At 62.5% G+C, this 20,376-nt stretch carries 19 protein-coding genes and 1 tRNA gene; 12 read left to right on the forward strand and 8 right to left on the reverse strand.

The features are described 5' to 3' along the window. Window positions 1-11: 11 nt before the first annotated feature. From PB2503_RS04720 to PB2503_RS04745, 6 genes are all read left to right on the forward strand, one after another. Entirely contained in the window at window positions 12-890 is an 879-nt protein-coding gene (locus PB2503_RS04720) for a F0F1 ATP synthase subunit gamma (protein ID WP_013300089.1), read from the forward strand. A 62-nt stretch (window positions 891-952) separates the two neighbouring features. Next, the gene (gene atpD / locus PB2503_RS04725) at window positions 953-2,377 is read left to right on the forward strand and encodes a F0F1 ATP synthase subunit beta (protein WP_013300090.1); all 1,425 of its coding nucleotides are present in this window, start codon (window positions 953-955) and stop codon (window positions 2,375-2,377) included. 212 nt (window positions 2,378-2,589) lie between these two features. Continuing rightward, window positions 2,590-3,483 carry an alpha/beta hydrolase gene (locus PB2503_RS04730; protein ID WP_013300091.1) on the forward strand — a complete coding sequence of 298 codons (894 nt, stop codon included), beginning with the start codon at window positions 2,590-2,592 and terminating at the stop codon, window positions 3,481-3,483. A 31-nt stretch (window positions 3,484-3,514) separates the two neighbouring features. Then, window positions 3,515-3,724: a hypothetical protein gene (locus PB2503_RS04735; RefSeq protein WP_013300092.1), complete on the forward strand. Its 210-nt coding sequence runs from the start codon at window positions 3,515-3,517 to the stop codon at window positions 3,722-3,724. Next, window positions 3,724-4,314: a GNAT family N-acetyltransferase gene (locus PB2503_RS04740; RefSeq protein WP_013300093.1), complete on the forward strand. Its 591-nt coding sequence runs from the start codon at window positions 3,724-3,726 to the stop codon at window positions 4,312-4,314. Before PB2503_RS04735 ends, PB2503_RS04740 begins: the two co-directional genes overlap by 1 nt. A gap of 30 nt (window positions 4,315-4,344) precedes the next feature. Next, the gene (locus PB2503_RS04745) at window positions 4,345-4,725 is read left to right on the forward strand and encodes an ATP synthase F1 subunit epsilon (RefSeq protein WP_013300094.1); all 381 of its coding nucleotides are present in this window, start codon (window positions 4,345-4,347) and stop codon (window positions 4,723-4,725) included. On the opposite strand, the gene ccmI is transcribed toward PB2503_RS04745, so the two are convergent. Beyond that, window positions 4,719-5,651 carry a c-type cytochrome biogenesis protein CcmI gene (gene ccmI / locus PB2503_RS04750; RefSeq protein WP_013300095.1) on the reverse strand — a complete coding sequence of 311 codons (933 nt, stop codon included), beginning with the start codon at window positions 5,649-5,651 and terminating at the stop codon, window positions 4,719-4,721. The genes PB2503_RS04745 and ccmI overlap by 7 nt on opposite strands. Window positions 5,652-5,792: 141 nt before the next feature. Between ccmI and PB2503_RS04755 the strand changes: the two genes are divergently transcribed. Beyond that, window positions 5,793-7,805, forward strand: coding sequence for a heme lyase CcmF/NrfE family subunit (locus PB2503_RS04755; protein WP_013300096.1), 2,013 nt, complete (start codon window positions 5,793-5,795; stop codon window positions 7,803-7,805). After that, on the forward strand, window positions 7,802-8,308 hold the full coding sequence (locus PB2503_RS04760; RefSeq protein ID WP_013300097.1) for a cytochrome c-type biogenesis protein: 507 nt from the start codon (window positions 7,802-7,804) through the stop codon (window positions 8,306-8,308). The genes PB2503_RS04755 and PB2503_RS04760 overlap by 4 nt, the downstream gene beginning before the upstream one ends. Before the next feature lie 40 nt (window positions 8,309-8,348). Here the strand turns inward: PB2503_RS04760 and PB2503_RS04765 are convergent, their stop codons facing one another. Continuing rightward, window positions 8,349-9,227: a 3-hydroxybutyryl-CoA dehydrogenase gene (locus tag PB2503_RS04765; protein ID WP_013300098.1), complete on the reverse strand. Its 879-nt coding sequence runs from the start codon at window positions 9,225-9,227 to the stop codon at window positions 8,349-8,351. A gap of 115 nt (window positions 9,228-9,342) precedes the next feature. Between PB2503_RS04765 and PB2503_RS04770 the strand changes: the two genes are divergently transcribed. Continuing rightward, on the forward strand, window positions 9,343-10,962 hold the full coding sequence (locus PB2503_RS04770) for an MFS transporter (protein WP_013300099.1): 1,620 nt from the start codon (window positions 9,343-9,345) through the stop codon (window positions 10,960-10,962). A gap of 23 nt (window positions 10,963-10,985) precedes the next feature. Here the strand turns inward: PB2503_RS04770 and PB2503_RS04775 are convergent, their stop codons facing one another. Next, the gene (locus PB2503_RS04775) at window positions 10,986-11,924 is read right to left on the reverse strand and encodes an AEC family transporter (protein WP_083810968.1); all 939 of its coding nucleotides are present in this window, start codon (window positions 11,922-11,924) and stop codon (window positions 10,986-10,988) included. A 263-nt stretch (window positions 11,925-12,187) separates the two neighbouring features. Here PB2503_RS04775 and PB2503_RS04780 point away from each other — a divergent pair, with 263 nt between their 5' ends. Both PB2503_RS04780 and PB2503_RS04785 read left to right on the forward strand, forming a co-directional pair. After that, window positions 12,188-13,243 (forward strand): bifunctional transcriptional activator/DNA repair enzyme AdaA, encoded by a 1,056-nt coding sequence (locus tag PB2503_RS04780; protein WP_013300101.1) that lies wholly within the window; start codon window positions 12,188-12,190, stop codon window positions 13,241-13,243. 45 nt (window positions 13,244-13,288) lie between these two features. Then, a complete protein-coding gene (locus PB2503_RS04785; RefSeq protein ID WP_013300102.1) occupies window positions 13,289-13,621 on the forward strand; it encodes a DUF2794 domain-containing protein in 333 nt (110 codons plus the stop codon). 107 nt (window positions 13,622-13,728) lie between these two features. On the opposite strand, the gene PB2503_RS04790 is transcribed toward PB2503_RS04785, so the two are convergent. The 3 genes from PB2503_RS04790 to PB2503_RS04800 form a co-directional block, all read right to left on the reverse strand. Continuing rightward, window positions 13,729-14,448 (reverse strand): Bax inhibitor-1/YccA family protein, encoded by a 720-nt coding sequence (locus PB2503_RS04790; RefSeq protein ID WP_013300103.1) that lies wholly within the window; start codon window positions 14,446-14,448, stop codon window positions 13,729-13,731. Window positions 14,449-14,741: 293 nt separating this feature from the next. Beyond that, window positions 14,742-18,140, reverse strand: a complete 3,399-nt coding sequence (locus tag PB2503_RS04795) for an autotransporter family protein (RefSeq protein WP_013300104.1) — start codon at window positions 18,138-18,140, stop codon at window positions 14,742-14,744. A 136-nt stretch (window positions 18,141-18,276) separates the two neighbouring features. Beyond that, window positions 18,277-18,753 carry a CC0125/CC1285 family lipoprotein gene (locus PB2503_RS04800; protein ID WP_013300105.1) on the reverse strand — a complete coding sequence of 159 codons (477 nt, stop codon included), beginning with the start codon at window positions 18,751-18,753 and terminating at the stop codon, window positions 18,277-18,279. Window positions 18,754-18,948: 195 nt separating this feature from the next. Here PB2503_RS04800 and PB2503_RS04805 point away from each other — a divergent pair. Next, a tRNA-Ser gene (locus tag PB2503_RS04805) sits at window positions 18,949-19,038 on the forward strand. A 153-nt stretch (window positions 19,039-19,191) separates the two neighbouring features. Here the strand turns inward: PB2503_RS04805 and PB2503_RS04810 are convergent. After that, complete coding sequence (locus tag PB2503_RS04810; RefSeq protein WP_158305822.1) at window positions 19,192-20,145, reverse strand: hypothetical protein; 954 nt, start codon at window positions 20,143-20,145, stop codon at window positions 19,192-19,194. Beyond that, the gene (locus PB2503_RS15125) at window positions 20,115-20,246 is read right to left on the reverse strand and encodes a DUF6471 domain-containing protein (RefSeq protein ID WP_013300107.1); all 132 of its coding nucleotides are present in this window, start codon (window positions 20,244-20,246) and stop codon (window positions 20,115-20,117) included. Before PB2503_RS15125 ends, PB2503_RS04810 begins: the two co-directional genes overlap by 31 nt. Window positions 20,247-20,376: the final 130 nt, after the last annotated feature.

Here is a 20,376-nt window from a genome sequence, read left to right on the forward strand (position 1 = left end):
GGGCTTAGCGCATGCCGTCTCTTAAGGATCTCAAGAACCGGATCGGTTCGGTCAAATCGACTCAGAAGATCACCAAGGCCAAGCAAATGGTCGCCGCGGCGAAGTTGCGCCGCGCTGAAGAGGCGGCAAAGGCCGCCCGCCCCTATGCCGATAAGATCGAATCCGTCCTGACCAATCTGGCGGCGGGGATGACGCCGGGGGCGCCCGGGCCAAAGCTTTTGACCGGGACGGGCAAGGACGATGTCCATCTTCTGGTGGTGGCGACCGCCGATAAGGGTCTTTGCGGCGCCTTCAATTCGAACATCGTCCGCCGCGCGCGGGAAGAGATCGTCCGCCTCCAGGGCAAGGGCAAGAAGGTCAAGCTCTTCACCGTCGGCAGCAAGGGCTACGATCAGCTCAAACGGATTTACGGCGATCTGATCGTCGAGCGGGTGGATTTCAAAGATGTGCGGCAGGTGGGCTTTGACGAGGCCAAGTCGATCGCCGACACGCTTCTGGCCCAGTACGAAGCCGGCGCCTTCGATGTCGCCACCGTTTTTTACGGCCAGTTCAAATCGGTCATTTCCCAGGTCCCGACCGCCAATCAGATCATTCCGGCCCAACCGCCGGGCAAAGCCGCCGACGAGGCCTCTTCGGCGCCCTATGAATATGAGCCCGATGAAGAGGCAATCCTCCGCACCTTGCTGCCGCGCTATGTGGCCGTGCAGGTGTTCCGGGCCTTGCTTGAGAACGCCGCCTCCGAGCAGGCCGCCTCGATGACCGCCATGGACAACGCGACCCGCAATGCCGGGGATCTCATCGATAAGTTGAACCTCCAGTATAACCGTGCCCGTCAGGCTCAGATCACGACCGAACTGATCGAGATCATCGCCGGTGCCGAGGCCGTGTAAGGCTGGAAACTCTTTATTCGTGGGGCTAGAGGGCCCGCCGTAGACAAAGGACGAGACGCAAGATGAACCAAGGTCGAATTTCACAGGTGATCGGCGCCGTCGTTGACGTCGAGTTCGACGATCAACTGCCCGCTATCATGAACGCCCTTCACACCGACAATAACGGCTCCCGGCTGGTCCTCGAAGTGGCCCAGCATCTTGGACAAAAAACGGTGCGCGCTATCGCCATGGACTCGACTGAGGGCCTGGTGCGCGGTCACCTCGTCACCGACACCGGTGAGCCAATCATGGTGCCCGTGGGCGAGGCGACCTTGGGTCGGATCATGAACGTGATCGGTGAGCCGATCGACGAGGCCGGACCGATCGAGGCTGAGGGGACCCGCGCGATCCACCAGGCCGCTCCTCCCTTCGTCGAGCAGTCGACCGAAGCCGAAGTCCTGGTCACCGGCATCAAAGTCGTTGATCTCCTCTGCCCCTATCCCCGCGGCGGGAAGATTGGCCTGTTCGGCGGCGCCGGGGTGGGCAAGACCGTGCTCATCCAAGAGCTGATCAACAACATTGCGAAGGTGCATGGCGGCTATTCAGTGTTTGCCGGGGTCGGTGAACGGACCCGTGAGGGCAATGACCTCTATTGGGAGATGATCGAGTCCAATGTGAACGTCGATCCCCAGAAAAATGGCTCGGCCGCGGGCTCGAAAGCGTCCCTCGTTTACGGCCAGATGAACGAACCTCCGGGGGCCCGCGCACGGGTGGCCCTGACCGGCCTCACCGTGGCGGAGCATTTCCGCGACCAAGGCCAGGACGTGCTGTTCTTCGTGGACAACATCTTCCGGTTCACCCAGGCGGGGGCCGAGGTGTCGGCGCTGCTCGGTCGGATCCCGTCGGCGGTGGGGTATCAGCCTACCCTGGCCACCGATATGGGCGCGCTGCAGGAACGGATCACCACGACGACGAAGGGCTCGATTACGTCGATCCAGGCCGTTTACGTGCCCGCCGACGACCTGACCGACCCTGCGCCGGCGACATCCTTTGCCCACCTCGACGCGACGACGACCCTCAACCGGTCGATCGCTGAAAAGGGCATCTATCCGGCGGTCGACCCCCTCGATTCGACCTCGCGGATTTTGGACCCGCGGATCGTCGGTGAAGAACATTATGAGGTGGCGCGCGGCGTGCAGAATATTCTGCAGCGATATAAATCCCTTCAGGATATCATCGCGATTCTCGGCATGGACGAGCTGTCCGAGGAAGATAAGCTGACTGTGGCGCGGGCGCGGAAAGTGGAGCGCTTCTTGTCCCAGCCCTTCGACGTGGCCGAGGTCTTCACCGGTTCGCCGGGGGTTCAGGTGCCGCTCGAGGAAACGGTACGGTCCTTCAAGGGCCTCATTGCTGGTGAATATGACCACCTGCCGGAGCAAGCCTTCTATATGTGCGGGGGCATCGATGATGCGATCGCCAAAGCCGAAAAGATGGCTGAAGCCGCCTAATCTTTGTTGCTTTTCCCTGATGGGCCGTCCTCGAGACCTCTCGAGGGCGGCTTTTTTCTTCGGACTTGCGGCAGGGACGCCATGACATCCTGCATGGTCCATATTGCAGGGAAGGAAACGGTACCGAAGACTCCGATGTCTTCCCGAGCTTTCCTCATCGTACGATCATCGCCAAAGGAGCGGCAGGCAGGTTTGTGAGAGAGGCGTGCGAGATGCAGCGACAGGACATCACCTTCAACTCGGGCGGAGATCAATGCGCCGCGTGGCTCTATCTCCCTGATGGAGCGGGGGAGGCGCCGCCGCCGGTCATTGTCATGGCGCATGGGCTTGGGGGGGTGCGCTCCATGCGCCTTGATGCCTTCGCCGAGCGCTATTGCGCCGCTGGCTATGCGTGTTTCGTCTTCGACTATCGCTATTTCGGTGACAGCGACGGGGCACCCCGGCAATTGCTGCGGGTCTCTCACCAACTTGAAGACTGGGAGAATGCAGTCGCCGCGGCAAGAGCCTGTCATGGGGTGGATCCGGAGCGGGTCGTGCTGTGGGGGACGTCGTTCAGTGGTGGCCATGTCCTTGCCCTCGGGGCCCGGCTTAAGGGGATAGCGGCGGTCATGTCGCAATGTCCGTTTACGGATGGTATTTCGTCGAGTTTGGCCCTGCCGCCGCTCAGCAGCCTTGGGGTGAGCCTTGCGGTGATCAAGGATTTCCTCGTCCGGCCGTTCGGACACCGAGGATATGTCAGCCTTGTGGGGCTCCCCGGCTCAGCGGCGTTGATTGCTGCCCCAGGGGCTCTTGCGGGGTATGAAGCGCTAAAGCCCGAAGGCGCGGAGATCGAGACCAGGGTGGCCGCTGAGATCGGATTGATGATCGGGGTCTATCGGCCCCGGCGCTATATGGCCAAAATCCCTTACCCGACACTTGTTGTGGTCTGTCTCGAAGATCAGCTCGCCCCTGCCGGTCCGACCCTTGCGGGGGCCAAATCTCTCCCAAAGGGCGAGGTGGTGACGTTCGAGACCGATCACTTCGATATCTATATCGGTGAATGGTTTGAGCGAACGGTGGCGGTCCAACTGGACTTTTTGGCCCGCCACGTACCTCTCGGCGGATGACGCTGCGGGCAGCTCGGCCTAAAGTGACAGGATGAGTGACGATCCCCAGCATCCCGAAGCAACGCGGCTGCGGCCACTTTCTGTAAAGGCCGAGCTCGCCGAGGCGGTCGAGGCCCTTGGCATCGATCCCGCCCAGATTGCTGAGCGCGCCCTGCGGCGGACAGTGGATGTGGCTCGTGCGGCGTCTGGTCCCGGCAAGGAGGAGGATAAGCACCCCGCCGCCTGGATGCGGTTCGACTGATGGCGATGGTCTGCCGCATTGCGTGCCAAGACGACATTCCCGCCATGGCGACGCTGATCGGCCGGTCGGCGCGCCAGCTCTGCCGCGCCGATTACACCGAGGATCAGGTCGAGGCGGCGCTGCGGGGGGCCTGGGGCGTCGATACGCAGCTGGTCCGGGACGGCACCTACCTTGTGGTCGAAGAGGCGGGGGCGATGCTTGGCTGCGGCGGGTGGAGTTTCCGACGCACTCTGTTCGGTGGCGATGCCTATGCCGATCGGGTGCCTGAGCGTCTCGATCCCGCTCGCGATCGCGCCAAAGTGCGGGCGTTCTTCGTCGATCCCAAGCAGGGGGGCCGTGGGGTGGGACGGCTTATTCTCACCACGGCGGAAGCGGCGGCGAGGGCGGCCGGTTTCACGTCCTTTGAGCTGATGGCGACATTGACCGGCGTCCCGTTCTATCGCCGATGCGGCTATGAGGGGGAGGCGCAGGTCCGGATTCCCCTTGAGCCGGGGATCGATATCGATTTCGTGCCGATGACGAAGGGAATTGTGCGCGACCAGGCGATCGCCGGTGAGGGGAGCCTTGCGCAGCCTGCCGCGCCTCGATAGGAAGCGCGGCCGAAGAATGTGAGTGCGCCCGTGGCCGATTTAGCTTTCTCTCTCGTCTCCCCCGAACGCGAACTTTTCAGCGGTGAGGCTGCGGCTGTGACCGTGCCCGGGACCGAAGGCGACTTTCAGGTCATGGCGGGGCATGCGCCCCTGATGTCGACCCTTTCCCCTGGTCTGTTGCAGATCTCGACGAATGGGGAGGCCAAGCGCTTCTATGTCCGCGGCGGCTTCGCTGATGTAACGGCCCAGGGACTGACAATCCTTGCCGAAATCGCGATCCCCGAAGGCGAGTTGAAAGGCGATAAGCTCGGCGAAGAAAAACAATTGGCGCAGGCGCTGCAAGCCGAAGAGAACAGCCCTGAGGATCAATTGGCCGGCCACCGGGCTTTGGCTGTCCTGAGCGCCTATTGATCGCTTGGCCCCGTGGTGGGGGCGTTGCGTCCCGCCGGCGGCGTTGTCGGGTCGTCCGCCGCCAGATCGGCCTCAATCGCCCGAACCAGCGTGTCCACCCGCGGCAACCAAGGGGCATCCACAGGGGCGGTCGCCACGAGCGGCTTCAATCGCGTCAGGGCTTTATCGAGCGCCCCGCTTTGGGCATCGCCCAATGCCAGATAATAGACCGCCCGCGGATCGCGCGGCGCTAGATCCAGCGCCCGTTCCAGCAATTGACGTTCCCGCGGTCCGACGAACCCATCACCCTGGCGGATCATACTGGCCGCCATCTCGCCGAGCAGGCTTGGGTCTCCGGCCTCGGTCAGGCGATTGACGATGGCGTAGTGGGGGATCGCGGCGTCGTCATCACCAAAGCGGACATAGGCGCGGGCAAGGGCGACGTGGCTCTCTAGGTCCTCAGACGCCGAGGCGACCCGTTCCTCGAGCTCGGCGATCTGGGCTGAGAGGTCGTCATTGGTCGGCGGGGTCAGCCCGATCGCCATGGCATCGGCGGAGAGGGTGGCCCAATCGGCCACGCCCGGCCCCGTCGGGGCGGTGATCCATCCAAACAATCCCCATGCGCAGAGGGGGATGGCCGCAATGCCCCCGATCGCCGTAAGGCGGGCGGTCCGGCTGATCCTCCCCGCCGGAATTGTCGCCTGCCGGCGATAGGCGACCAGCAACCGCCGCTCGATCTCTGTGCGGGCGGCCTTTGCCTCACTATCCGTCATCACGCCCCTCAAGCGATCGCGGTCAAGCTCGGCAAGCTGATCTTCGTAGAGGGCGATCTCGCGCCCCTCCCCATGCTGGGGCCGTGACGGCCGCAGCAAAGGCAGCGCAATCGCCCCCATCACAGTCAATGTGATCAGACCGGCAAAAAGGGTGAAGGGAAGGCCATCAATCATGGATTTTCGTCTCTAGAGCATTCTCAGGCGAAGTGGGAACCGGCTTTCGCTTTCGCTCCATCGCGCGCCTAGCCGCTAGGCGGTCGCCCTCTTCGATCTCGCCGCATTCCCGCCGAGCGGGGGATGAGCTAAGGCCGCTCTATGACGTCAGACATTGGACAAGTAAGCCTTATTCTCGCGCTGCTCACAGCTCTTGTGCAAACAGGGCTTGGGCTTTGGGGGGGGCATCGTGGCGATACCGCGTTGATGAGCGGCGCAAGTCGCGCAGCGCTTTGCCAAGCGGGGTTGGTCGTCCTTGCCTTTGCGGCGTTGACCGTGGCGTTTATCCGGTCCGATTTCGCAATTCTGACGGTGTTTCAGAATTCTCATACGGCCAAGCCGCTGATCTATAAAATCGCCGGAGTCTGGGGCAATCACGAAGGATCACTGCTTCTTTGGGTCATGATTCTGGCGGGTCTTGGCGCGGCAATCGCCGGGTTTGGACAGCGCTTGCCCGAGACGTTGAAGGCGCGCACGCTGGGCATACAGGGCCTGATCGGGGCGGCCTTTTTGGCGTTCGCGCTCCTCACCTCGAACCCCTTCGCGACGCTCACCCCCGCCCCGGTGGAGGGGATGGATCTCAATCCGCTGCTGCAGGACCCGGGCTTGGCGTTCCATCCGCCCTTTCTCTACCTCGGATATGTCGGGTTTTCGGTCGCGTTTTCCTTTGCCCTTGCCGCCCTTCTCGAGGGACGGGTCGATCCGGCATGGGCGAGATGGGTGCGGCCCTGGACCTTGCTCGCCTGGACGGCCCTGACGATCGGTATCGGCCTTGGCGCCTTGTGGGCGTATATGGAGCTTGGCTGGGGCGGCTATTGGTTCTGGGACCCGGTCGAGAATGCCTCCCTGATGCCCTGGCTGGCGGGGACGGCCCTCTTGCACAGCGCGATTGTGGTCGAGAAGAGAAATACGCTGAAGCTGTGGACCGTGTTGATGGCCATCACGGCCTTTTCCGCGTCGCTGCTCGGCGCGTTTGTGGTGCGCTCGGGGGTCCTGACCTCGGTCCACGCCTTTGCCAACGACCCCGATCGCGGGGCCGTCCTTCTGCTGATTTTCGTGGTCCTGACGGGGGGCGCCCTCGTGCTATTCGCCTGGCGCGGCGGGGCGATGCAGGCCGAGGGGCGGTTTGCGGCGGTCAGCCGTGAAAGCGCGCTGATCCTCAACAATGTGGTCCTGGCGGTGGTGACCTTCACGGTCCTGATCGGCACCTTCTGGCCTCTTTTCCGCGAGGTCACGACCGGTGAGCGGATTACGGTGGGGCCCCCCTATTATTCAGCGGTCACAACCCCGCTTGTGGTCGTCCTCGCCCTTGTCATGGCGGCGGGGGTTATGCTGCCCTGGAAGCGGGGCTATCTGCGGGATCTCCCCCGTCGTCTCGCCGCCGCCCTCGGCATTACGGGCCTCTCAGTCCTCATCCTTGCCGTGACCGGGGGGCGCGGCGGGGTGATGGCCTTTGCCGGTTTGGCGACCGGGTGTTTCATCATCCTGCTGACAGTTTCCGATCTCGTGTCGCGGACCAAGCTTTTCTCGGCTGGTCCCGTGGCGGCTCTTCGCCGGGCGAAAGGGTTCCCCCGCGCCTATTGGGGCGGCTCCCTCGCCCATGCCGGGGTGGGGATCGCCATCCTGGGTATGGTCGGGACAAGCCTTTGGGTGACCGAACGGCGGGTTGTTCTCTCCCCCGGCGAGATGACGAGCCTCGCCGGTTTCGAGGTGCGATATGAGGCGATACGGACGATCGCTGAGGCTAATTATACCACGGAGCGATCCACTTTTGCCCTTGAACGCAATGGAAAGGTCGTTGCACGCCTGATGCCTGAGCGGCGGTGGTATCCCGCGGCCGAGCAGCAAACGGTCGAAGCCGCCGTACTGCCTCGGTGGGCGAACGACATCTATATTGCGGTGGGCGAGCCGAGGGGCGTTGAGGATGAAGCGCGGGTCGTCCGCCTTTACCACCACCCGCTCGCCCTTTGGCTATGGGGCGGTGGTCTCCTGATGGCGGCTGGCGGCGCCCTGTCCCTGACCGATCGCCGCTATCGTATCGGGGCCCCCGCAAAAAAGACCAAGCCGTCGGCGGGCGTGACGGCGGTGGGGGCTGCGCCGGGGCTCGCCGAATGACCGGGCGAGGAAGTCTGCTCGCCCTGCTCTTGGGCTTCATGGGCGCAATGCCGAGCGTAGCGGCGCAGGCCCAGGAGGCGCAGGATAGGGGGGGGGCGCCTCTTTCGCCCGAACTCATCGACCGCCGCACCCAGGCGGTGGCGGAGACCCTCCGTTGTGTGGTGTGTCAGAACCAATCCGTCGCCGACAGCGAGTCGCAGCTCGCGCAGGACATGGTGAAGCTCATTCGTGAGGAGATCGCCGCGGGAAAATCCGAGACCGAAGTCCGCGCCTATTTCGCTGAGAGATATGGAGAGGTCGTTCTATTGCAGCCCCGCTTTGACACGCGGAACTGGGGCCTGTGGCTGGGACCGGGGATCGCCCTGGTGATCGGTCTCGGCGGGGCGATCTATTTTATCTCGACACGGTCAACGACCCGAGAGGAGAAGGTCACTGACCTGTCTCCGGCGGATCGGGTCGAGCTGGCGGCGCTTCGATCGGAGGAGGGGGAGGGGGAGGCGTAAGCCGTCCTCGCCCCCAAAAGCCGACCACAAGGGCGGCGTGTTAACGGGTGGCGACGGGTTCGTCGCCGGAATAGTCGTAGAAGCCCCGTCCGGTCTTTTTGCCGAGCCAGCCCGCCTCGACATATTTCACGAGTAGTGGGCAGGGACGATATTTGGAATCCGCGAGCCCTTCGTAAAGCACCTGCATGATCGCCAGGCAGGTATCGAGCCCGATAAAATCCGCCAATCTGAGAGGACCCATCGGATGGTTCGCGCCGAGCCGCATCCCGTTGTCGATGGCCTCGACCGTACCGACCCCCTCATAGAGCGTATATATCGCCTCGTTAATCATCGGCATGAGAATCCGGTTGACGATAAATCCCGGAAAATCTTCCGACACCGCCATTTTCTTTTCGAGGCGCTCGATCAGTTTGCGGCAATGCTCGAAGGTGGCGTTGCTGGTGGCGATCCCGCGGATCACTTCGACCAATTTCATCACCGGCACCGGGTTCATGAAATGCAGCCCGACGAATTTCTCCGGCCGATCGGTCACTGCCGCCAGGGCGGTGATCGAAATCGAGGAGGTGTTGGTGGCAATCAGAGAGTCAGGTTTCAAAATAGCGGAGAGCTTGCGGAACAGCTCTTTCTTCACCTCGATATTCTCCGTCGCCGCTTCGATCACGAGGTCGCAATCCTTGAGGCTTTCGAGGGTTGGTGCGGCGGTGATGGCGTCCATCGCCCGGGTTTTTTCGTCCTCTGTGATGTGCCCCCGGCTGATCTGGCGCTCCATATTGCCGTCGATATCATCGATCCCGGCCTGGATGCGTCCCTCGTCAACATCGTGAAGGCAAATCTTGAAGCCCGCCAGGGCGAAGACATGGGCGATGCCATTCCCCATTTGCCCGGCGCCGATGACCCCTACCGTTGTGATTTCTTCCATTGATCGTTTGATCTTTCCGTCGTGGCCCAAAGCTCTAAGCCTAAGGGCGTAATTGTTGCGGCGCAACAACGCATTAGGCTGACGTCCCCGACGGAACCGCCTAAGGCGGCCACCAATGGCAGGGGCGCGTGTTGAGATGAGTGAAGGGGAGATGTCCGGCCCTGCGGCCGCATCGGAACCGACGGTGCGGCAATTGGCAGCGGTGCTGACCGCGTCGATCCTCGGCTCGTCAATGGCCTTCATCAATGGCACCGCGGTGACCCTTGCCCTCGACCCGATCCAGGCCGGCCTGCGCGCCAGTCTCAGCGAGATGTTGTGGGTGGCGAGCATCTATATGCTCTTCATGTCGGCGCTGATGCTGATCGGTGGGGCGATCGGGGATTTTTATGGGCGACGGGCGACATTCATCGCTGGAGTCGTGCTGTTTACGCTGGCGAGCGTCGGCTGTGCCCTCGCGCCCGATGCAGAGCTCTTGATTGCGGCGCGCGGCGTCCAGGGGATCGGCGCGGCGCTGTTGACCCCGATGTCGCTGACCCTCCTCTCCGACCATTTCCCGAAGGAACGCCGCGGCATGGCCATCGGGATCTGGTCCGCCGTGTCGGCGGTGATGACGGCGATCGGCCCCCCGGTCGGGGGATGGCTGGCCGAATTTGCCAGTTGGCGGAGCATTTTCTTTCTGCCGCTCCCCTTCGGCCTGTTGGCAATCGTGGTGGCTGGGTTTCTGGTGCCGAAAAAGCCCCCGCCGCGGGTGCCGGAGAGCATCGACTGGGCGGGGGCACTCCTGACGATTATCGGGTTTTCCGGGCTCGCCTATGGCCTCATCACCCTTTCCGACGAGAACGGGATCCAATCGGCGCTGTCCTGGTCGGTGCCGATGGGGGTTGGTGTCGTGGCCCTCGGCCTCTTGGTACTGGTCGAACTGAACGCCAAATCGCCGATGACGCCCCCTGCGCTGTTCACCCTCGGCACGTTCAATGCGATCAATGCCATCACCCTCCTGCTTTATGGGGCAATGGGCGGCATTTTCGTTTTCTATCCGATCGTTCTGACGGACGCCTATGGCTTCAGAATGAACGAGATCGGCACGGCCTTTCTTGGATTTGCCCTGCCGGTCGTGTTGCTGACGCCCTTCTCTTCAACCTTATCCCGGCGGTTCGGCATCCGCCTGATGCTGGCGGCGGGGTCCGCGGTGGGCATCGTCGCCTTTGCCCTGATGGGTCTATCGCCCTATTCGGGCACCTTATGGGGGGTGTTTCTGTCGATTGCGGTATTCGGTGCCGGGATCGCCCTTGTGGTGCCAAGCATGCACGCGGCCTTGTTCAATGCGACCCCGGATGAGGCCCATGGGGTCGCCTCGGGGATCAATAATGCTTTCGCCCGTGCCGCGACGCTTTTTGCCATTGCCGGCTATGGCGCTGCCGCCAGTGTGGCCTTTTCCGCGGCCGCTGGACCCGCTGCGCGCGCGGCGGGCTATGGCGCGGGGGAAATGCTGTCAGGCGCCGATCTGCTGAATTATCAAGAAGCCATGATTGCGAGTTTCCACGTCCTGACTTGGATCTCCATTGGCCTTTGCATCATGGGGCTGTTCGTGGCGCTGATTTTCATCGATCCGTCGATCGAACGACACGATCAGGACGGTGACGATCTCGACGAGGTCCCGGGGGCCGGCGTTCGTCACATCCTCGGCGCGGCTGCCGGCGCCGATATCAATGACGAGCTTGCCGAGGACGAATAATCGGGCGGCGCGGATGCCGGTCATTAGGACGGCAGGACCACGCCGAGAAACGCGGTGAGGGTGATGAGCCCCGTCAGCGTCGAGAAGGCCAAGAGAGCTGCGGCCTCTTCCTCTCCGGCGCCATAGGTCGCAGCGTAAATCAGGGTCGATACGGCGGGGGGCAATCCTGTGAAGAGGGCCGTCGCCTGGGTCAAGGCTGCCTCTGAGGTGAGGAGCCAAACCACGCTCGCGCTGATGGCGGGGAAGACGCCGAGCTTTAACGACACAAACACAATCGCCGCATCGAGGGGCAGGGTGATCCGCCTCCTTATCAAAATAATGAGGTAGAGACCGAGAACGATCAACCCAAGGGGCGCGGCGATCGCGCCGACAAAACCAAAGGGGGCAACCAAGATCGGCGGCGGTACGGCGCCAATGGCCAGCAAGAAAAACCCGCCAATGGTCACCCCGATAAGGGGGTTCTTCAAGGCCCGGAGCAACGCGCCGGAGATCAACGCGAAAGAAGGCCCGCCGCTCACGCCCGGTGGCCAGGAGAGAAGGATTGTCCCCAGGCCATAGGCGACGACGCCTTCGCACACCAACAGGAGAAGATAAGGACTGCCCCAGCTCGGCACGGAAAGGGCAATCGGCAGCCCCAGAAAGATGCTGTTGCCGCACACGGCGCTGAAGGTGAGGGCCCCGGCCCGGCGCACATCGTATCCCTTGGCACGGGCAAATAAGAACGCGGCCAGGGCGACGGGAAGGAAGCCCGCAAAATAGCCGACAATGACCGCTCGGTGTGCGGGGTCGAGCCTAACCTCTGTGAGGATAAAGGCGAGAACCGCCAAGGGCATGGCGATCATGAAGACAAATCGCGCAAACACCTTTGCCTCCGCCTCACCAAAAAGCCGGAAGGTGCCTGCAATGGCGCCGATAGCGATCGCGCCAAAGAGAGGGGTAAGGATGGCGGCCAATGACATCATGCTCCCCTGTGACGTGGGTCACAGGACGGCGCAATCCGACGATCAGGGAAAAAAGGTCGGTCGAGGAACCTCAATTCGGGGCTGGGGGGCAAGGTTTCCGAAAAGGAGGACTACGCCCTCGACCGACGCCTCTGAAGATGGGCAGGAAAAGCGGCGCGGGGAGGGACAGATTGGGGCCTTTTTGTGACCCGAGGAGCGGGCAGAAAATAGCTGCCCGTTTCCCGGCGGACAGCACGCTTGGGGCTGGTTATAAGACCCCTATGATGGAGACAGACCCCGATACGCTATACGATGCGCTGCTCGCCCGGGACCACGGGTATGAGGGGCGCGCCTGGGTGGGGGTGCAGACAACCGGCATTTTCTGTCGCTTTGACTGCCCGGCGCGCAAACCGAAGCGGGAAAACGTCACTTTTTTCGACAGTGTCGCGGCGTGCCTCGATGCGGGATTTCGCCCCTGCAAGCGGTGTTGTCCCCTCGAGCCGTCCACGGTGCAGGACCCGGTCGTGCAAACCCTGCTCGCGGCCTTGCAGGCCGATCCCCTGCATCGCTGGACCGAGGACGATCTGCGGGCGCGGGGGATCGACCCCTCGACCGCCCGGCGGGCGTTTCGGCGCGCCTTCGGCGCCACCTTTCTCGAAATTGCCCGGTTGAGGCGGTTGCGGGCTGGGGTGGAGGCGCGGGCGCAAGGCGCGCGCGTGATTGATGCGCAGCTCGAAGCCGGCTTTGAAAGTGCCAGCGGATTTCGCGAGGCCTTTTCCCGCCTAATGGGGAGGGCGCCGGGAACCCTGTCGGGGGCAGAGCGCCTGAAGGCGGATTTCATCGACACCCCCTTAGGCCCGATGATCGTGGTGGCGGACGAGGCACAGGTCTGGCTTCTCGAATTCGCCGGTCGCAAGGCCCTGGCGACCGAGCTGAAAGCTGTTCAGCGGGAGGCAAAGGATCCGATCGGCCTGGGGCGGACCCAAGCCACGGCGCATCTGGCCGAGGACCTGGCTCGCTATTTCGAAGGGGGCTCCCCCTCTTTCACGGTGCCGACGGCCCCCTATGGGTCGGCGTTCTCAAATGCCGTCTGGGCAGCGCTTCGGCAGATCCCCCCCGGGACGACCTGTAGTTATAAGGATCTCGCAAAGGCGATCGACCGCCCTGAGGCCGTGCGGGCCGTTGCGCGCGCCAATGGGGCCAATCGGCTGGCCCTGATCGTCCCTTGCCATCGTGTGATCGGGGCCGATGGCGGGCTTGGCGGGTATGGCGGCGGGGTTTGGCGCAAGCGATGGTTGATCGCCCATGAGCGGGAGGCCGGGCGCGGTGTCGCCGCCTAGGGCGGCCCACTTGGCGGGAAGGATCGGTCGGCATAGACTCCTCCCATGACAGCGAGTCCTGCACCCCATCGGCCCCGCCCCTCCGTCGTCTATTTTGATCGCCGAGAACTCGACCTCCTGCTCAATCTCTACGGGATTTTTGTCGCCGCGGGGGAATGGAAGGATTACGCGATCGATGGTCTGAGCGATCGGGCGGAGTTCGCGGTCTTTCGGCGAACATCCGAAGCCCCGCTTTATCGGGTGGTGAAACAGCCCAAGCTGCGCGGAAAACAGGGGCTTTATTCTGTCGTGTCGATCGGCGGGCAGATCCTCAAGCGGGGCGGCGATCTGCGCCAGGTGCTGTCGGTTTTCGATCGGCAAAAGCTCAAGCTCGTTTGATCACCACGCGCCACTGGATGGTGAGGTCAGCCCCATAAAAATGCCCCGCGGGCGACCCGCGGGGCATTGTCGTGATGGGGCGTCAGTCGACGGCTAGTCGAGGGGGGCTAGTCGCGGGTCATCCCCAGGAGATTGAGGATGTGGATGAACAGCGTCACAAAGGACCCATAAAGGGCAAAGGCGCCGAAAATGGAGGCCCGCTGATTAGCTTCGCCCGCCCCCGCAACATAGAGGTTGCGGACCATCTGGGTCTCATACGCGGTGATGGCCGAGACGAGCAGCACCACGCCCATGGAGATGAGATAGCTAAACATTTCGGACTGCAGGAAGAAGTTCACGACGATCGCGACCAGAAAACCGATCGAGGCCATGAACAGGAACTTCCCCCAAGGGGCCAAATCCTTTTTCGTCGTGTAGCCATAGATGCTCGTGGCGGCGAAGATCGACACCGTAATGAAAAAGGCCTTGACGATTTCAAGCCCGAGCCCGGCCCCGGCATAGGCAGCAACGACCGGCCCGATCAACAAGCCCCACAGCCCAACATAGGCCCAATAGGCGCCATGGGCCATGGCGGTCGATCCGTTGAAAATCATTTTGGGGGCGAAAAAGCCCAGGGCCAAAACCCCGATGAAGGGGATGAAGGACAGGCCGCTGGCGAATTCGAAGGCTGCCCTATTGGTCATGAAGAACAGGCCGACCAGCGCGGTGACGGCAACCCCCATGGACATATAATTGTACACGCCGAGCATGTAGCGGCGCAGCCCTTCGTCGAAGGCGACATCGGTCGTCCCTTGATTTCGGCGATAAAGGCGTTCTGTTTCAGACATTGCGTTCTCCACTACGCGGCCCGCTGACCGCATTCCTCGTGAAATGTAGCGATGCCCGCCCGGTGTTCAATAGACCCATGCGGACCCTTCCCGCTATTCATCCACTCTTGCGCAACATCCCTTGAGAGTGACCTAATATGTGGTGTCGAATGTGGCCAATATGGCGATAGGTCACGGATGGGGGCGGATGATGCCCCGGGGGCGTCATCGACATCGCCTCTTCGCGGAGGGGCGAGATGAGCGCTCTCCCCCTCAATTAGGGGCGGGGCCCATCACGGGCCGCCGCGAGGTCACTACCATTTAAGCCCGATCGCGGCGCGCAGCTGATACGTCTCACTGACCTCACCGAAGGTGCCCGAGCCGCCGAAATGCACCGTCGCATAGTCATTCTCATAGGAGATATCGGCGCCGACGATGGCCGCGCTCGATTCCGTTTCGGTGCTGAGCGTAAAGGGGTCGCCGGTGGGGAACTGATAGCGACTTTCGAGGTCGTCGGTGATCAGCTCCTGGCTCCAGGCCGCGAGCAGGCGGGGGCGGAAGGTCCCCGGGCGGTTGAACTCGTACCGGCCCTGATCAAGGACGAAGGAACGGCTCAGCTCGACCCCGACATTCGCGCGCAGCGATTCAGCCTCCCGGTCGTCGACGGCGAGGCGCAGGACGTCATCGCCTTTTTCGAGATAGCTGTCCTCTTTGAGGCGCAGATAGTCCATGGCCAGGAACGGCGTGACTCGAGCCCGTTCGGTATCGATATCGTACCGCACCCGCGCGTTGGAGCTGAGCTGGGTGCCGTCCCATTCCCCTTCGAACTGACGGAGATTGGTATCGATCAGGATATTGCGTTCTGAGTCGCTGTTCGAAAGGGCAAAGCCCGAGCGGTAATCCATCTGAAGATTGCCGACGCGTTTCGATCCGTACACGTCAAACCCGTAGGAGAGCCGGTCGACCGGGAAATCCTGCCCTTCCTGCTCGTCGAACCGGGCCGAGGCAAAATGGGCGGCTATACCGAAAATGTCGAACCCGCCGAAGGGCATGTCGGCGCCGCCCGCGATCACAAAGCCGCCGCCGTCGAAACCATTTGAGTCCGCAGTGCTCTCGCGGTTGACGAAATAGGTGCCTTCCTGAAGCCAGAAATGCGGTTTCCCATCCCCATAGGAGACATAGCGATCGGTCCGCTGATTGATGATCGACGTAATCGAATTGTTCTGTGCCCGGGCATAGGTGAGCGCACCGTCGAGCGGCACCGGCAGGAATTGACGGAAACTCTGGTCAAAGACGCGTTGGCTTCGCGCGTTGAAGAGGAGGAGGCCGGCATCGGGGTCGCCACTGTCGGAGGCGGTCACGACTGCCGCGATGATCGGTTCGTAGGCAGGCGCGAAGCCATCCGAGAGGCCCAACTCGTCCGCCGTTTTCCGGCGGAGGGTCAGGTCGAGGTCGGTTCCTCCATCGCTCAACGCCAGGGAGGGCGAGAACAAGAAGGGCGTTGTCCCTTCATTATCGACCACGAGGGCGGAAAGATCGGCGGTCAGTCCATCGGTGGCGATGATCGTGGCACTGACATCGCCCGCAAAGGCCCCGGTGAAGAGGGTACTGATGCCCGTGCCATCGGCCAGGGTGGCGGCGCCGGCGGTGATCGAGGAGATGGCGGTACCGTCCTCATTGACGGTGAAGATCAAGGAACTATCGGCCGTCGTTGTCAGGCTGCCAAGTGTCGCCGTCTGAGCGGTCGGGATCGTCAGGGTTGCTTCCGCCAGGCTGGCATCAACGCCGCTGCCGCCAATAATGCCGCCAATCAAGGCCGCCCCATTGACGAGGGACAGGCTGCCGCCCCCGCTGCCGAAATCGACATTGCCGGTGAGGGTCGCATCATCGAGGCTTGCGCTGTCGGTGCCGGTGCCGAAGCGGACATCGCCCGTCAGGGTCGCCCCCCCGCTGAGCGCGAGGGTATTGTCCCCGTCGCCAAGATCCACATCCCCAATCGTGCGACCGGCACTCGCCAGATAGCTGTCGCCGCCGCTACCCGTAACGATCCGGCCAATGACGACCCCGAAATTCGCGCGGCTATCGGTTTCCTCGTCGAAGAGGGGCCCGGTGGTGTTCTCGATGGTCACCCCGGTCGTATTCGCGCTGAGGTCGATGGCCGTTGCGACCCCTGTGGTTTCAGCCACATTTTCAGGCACGGCCGTGGCGGCGATGGTCCCACTATTGGTGATACGTGTAAGGCTGCCGCCCGCGTCGAGGATCGCGGTGCCGGAGCCGTCATCGCTGAGGGTGGCGGCTTCGATCAGGCCGGTATTGGTGAGCTCGGACAGGCTGCCGCCGGCCTCGACCACGATGGCCTCGCTGCTCGCGCCGTCCCCACGGCCCACTACGGTCACCGTACCCCGGTTATAAAGCACGGGAACCGTCGCCCCGCCGCCAAGGCGAAGGCCGGTGGCCGCCGCATCAAGGGCGAGGGAATCGATGACGCCATCGTTCCGTATGCCGCCCTCGATCGTCGCATCGTCCACGAAGACGGCCTGTGCCGGGACGCCGGGGCGGGTGGCGATGACCACCGGCTCCCCATCGGCATCGAACTGCACATTGCCTTCGGTATCCGTGGCGTAGTCAACGGTTTCTCCGAAAATCCCTCTCGCGACGATCTGACCTCGATTGATGAAGCCATAGGCGCCATAGGGGTTGGCCTCGGCATCCTCGATCCCCGTCGCATCGACGGGGCCAAGGGTGATCGGCGATCCCTCACCGTCGATCCGCACGCCGTTGCCATTGCCGAGCATCGAGACGGTCGCGGAACTGGTCGCCTGTCCCTCGACCGCCGAAAATTCAGACGGCAGGGGGCCATCGAGCAGAACGCCGCCGGCGACATCCCCGCCGATGAAAAGGGCATCCCCGGCCTGGAAGCCGGCCTGGTCGAAATTGTCGTTATCCTCAGGGGAGTCCACCGTCGGCGCGGCGGCGGTGCTGGCCCGCTGATAGCCGCTGGATTGCACGCTGCCGCCAAAGGTCACCGCGCCGCCCACCGGGCCGGTCACCGCGATCCCCGTCGACGATTCGCCATTGGCCACCACTGCGGCTTCGCTGGAGAAGGTGACGTCGCCGGTGACGCCGGAGACCTGGACCCCGGTGCTGTTGGCGCCGGTCATGACGACGCCGGCGCCGCTGGAGAAATTGCCGTCGAGATTGCCGTTGAGAATGATCCCGCCGGAGGCATCCCCGATCACCGTCACCTGAGAGCCATCCTCAAAGGTCACATCGCCGGTATAGGCCCCCGCTGAGAGGAGAAAACCGAAGCGATCGTCGGCATAGGGCGGCGGCAGGTCGTCATCGTTCGGATCGTCGTCGTTGAGGGTGATCCGCCCGGAGCTGCCTTGCGTATAGGAAAACGTCCCGGCCCCGGGGGTGACGAACACGCCTCGGCTGCCATCGGCTGCCGTTTCCGCCGGATAAAGGATGGTGCCGTTATTGACGACCGTGGCATCGCTATCGACGGTGATCGCGGTCCCGTCATCGAGCTCGAACGCCCCGTCCTCATCAATCGTCAAATCCCCGGTGACCGAGGTTAAGACCCCTTCGGTACGGGTGTCTGAGATCACCTCTTGGGCGGCCACATGGGGGGCGAGGGCCGCGAGGAGGGAAAGGGTCGCAGCGCTCCCCAACAGAAGGGGGGACGAACGTCCGACGGTCAGCGTACTCATCTAAATTCCACTCCAGCGATCCTTGCGCCCATAATAGGGGGCCACGTCCACCTGTTGCTTAACGCGATCCTCTTTTCAACACCCGTAAAGGCGTTCGGGGCCCCGCGTCGATGGGCTGTCACTGAATAGGGCAGCCCTACCACGCGTTGATACGGGTGAGGATTTGATCGGCGTCATAGGTCTGGGGGTCAGAGGGCGGGGCGCCGGTGCCGGTGAGGATTTCGAGCCGTACGGTCACATCCGGGTTCGGCGGTGTCCCAAGAGGCAGGGTGACGCCCACCCCCACGCCGACCGAGCCGCCGCGTGTGCTGCTGCCAAGGCCGATGGAGGAGCCGCCGCGGGCCCGTCGCCCTTCGTCGATATCGCGAGAGACCACCCGGAACCAGTCCTGCCCGCGCATCCGCGTCAGCTCCGCCGCGCGGCGCAGCGCGCCATTGTCCGCTTCGGCCAAGCCCCGCCCAGTATAGAGGATTCGATAGCGCTGATCCTCAAGGCGCTGATCTTCATAGCCATAGGGCGACCCGACCGCCGGGCCGTAGCCTGTGGGGGCGGCGCATCCGGCCAGCAGGATCGCAGCGAGGAGGGGCGCAATGGGGCGAAGCCGTGTTCTCATCCCCCTTCATTATCGGCGCGCTGCGCGGGGGCCAATCCCCGCTTTCTGACAAGGCGGTAGGGTCTTTCCCGGTATTGGGCGGCGGGCGCATGCGGGGCGCACCCCCGCAGGAGAGTGAAGCTGCGCCCTCGCCCCGTTGAGCGCCGCATTCTATCTTGCATCCGCGCCCCGCTTTCCCTAGGCCGTCGCCTCCCCGGAGAGGTGCCGGAGTGGTCGAACGGGGCGGTCTCGAAAACCGTTGAGCGCGCAAGCGTTCCGAGGGTTCGAATCCCTCTCTCTCCGCCATTTTTGATCTCACGGCGCGCGGCGCCTCCGATGGGGCGGGCTGACCGCCCGAGCCGCCGTCGCGGCTTTGGCCGTCCGAGCTCGAAGGTCATCCTTCTCTCTCCGCCATGTTTGTGTTGCCTATCGTCTTTCGGCCTGGGAATCAGCGGTTTTTCAAATCACATATGTTTGAGCATCAGTGGGCTCCATGAGGCGGTGATTAAAACCGGTTCTTTGGAATTGCCCGAGCGGACCGAAGGCGCTGTACCGGCAAACATAGTGGAAGGTGTGGCCGCGAATGACGCCGAACATATCTCGCCAAATAACGGCACCCCCTATTGACAGCCAGGTTGGATCCTCATCCTGGTAGAAACCTTTGTACTGGGTATTAAATTCGACCCACCTTCTCCAGTGTTCTCCCGGCTCAACAACATCGTCAGCCAAAAAAAAGCATCTGATTGTAGGCTTTTGCCTGAGTTGTTCGAGGTTGCGGAAAAGCATGAAATCTTGAGAAATTCTGATCTGGGTAGCCGAAGTCCGGCCAATATTCTCGAATTGTATTTCAAAGGACCTACGCCCTAACTGATGACACTCGCTTATTCCTCTCGGTACAAGGAAAGCAGCTTCAGTGGCCCGAGCTACTTCAATCTGGCGATCCGCCACTTTCAGCGATACCCGTGCTTGTTCTTCGGTTGCGTTTTGTGTCACGCGGACAGCTTCCCAAGCGGCCTCGGTTCCTTCCTTGGCTTGAGAGAGAGTATGCTCGCTAGTTCGTAGAGTTCTAGCAATCAGATATACACCCGCAGTCGTTACGATCAGCATCGCGACCGCAGACTTCGTCATGTCTTGCTGAGCCTTCAAATCAGCCTGAGCGGTGGACGTATCATATTTGGCGTTGCGCGCCTCGCTCATGCACAACGCCTGCATGGGGAGGTCGCTCGATTTCAGGCAATCACGAATGGCGGCTTTGCGCTCGTAATGAGCTGCACTTGCGCGTTCATCACGGTGGCGTTCATCAAGTTTTATCCATGAAAACGTTGTAGAAGACAGAGTGAGAGCAACAACGATAATTAGCTCCCAAGGTAGAGCCCTCTTGCCTATAGCTCCATTAGACATTGAACCAAACACACCGCAGTAAACTTGCCTCTTGCGAGCTTGTTACGGATGTTCGGTTCCGTCTCGCTCACACTAATTTCAGCGAGCTTATCCAATAGTTGCGCGTAGGTCATGCCACACTTCTTGAGTTCCGGCTTTAAGCCAGCCTTTGACCTGATTTTCTCAATCAGATTGGTCTTTCGTGCGCCATAGCGGAGGTCTATTCCTGCGCGCCCATCGGGTGGCCCAGTGACCTCGTCTTTC

Source organism: Parvularcula bermudensis HTCC2503 (assembly GCF_000152825.2).
In the GTDB taxonomy this organism is placed as follows: Bacteria; Pseudomonadota; Alphaproteobacteria; order Caulobacterales; family Parvularculaceae; genus Parvularcula; species Parvularcula bermudensis.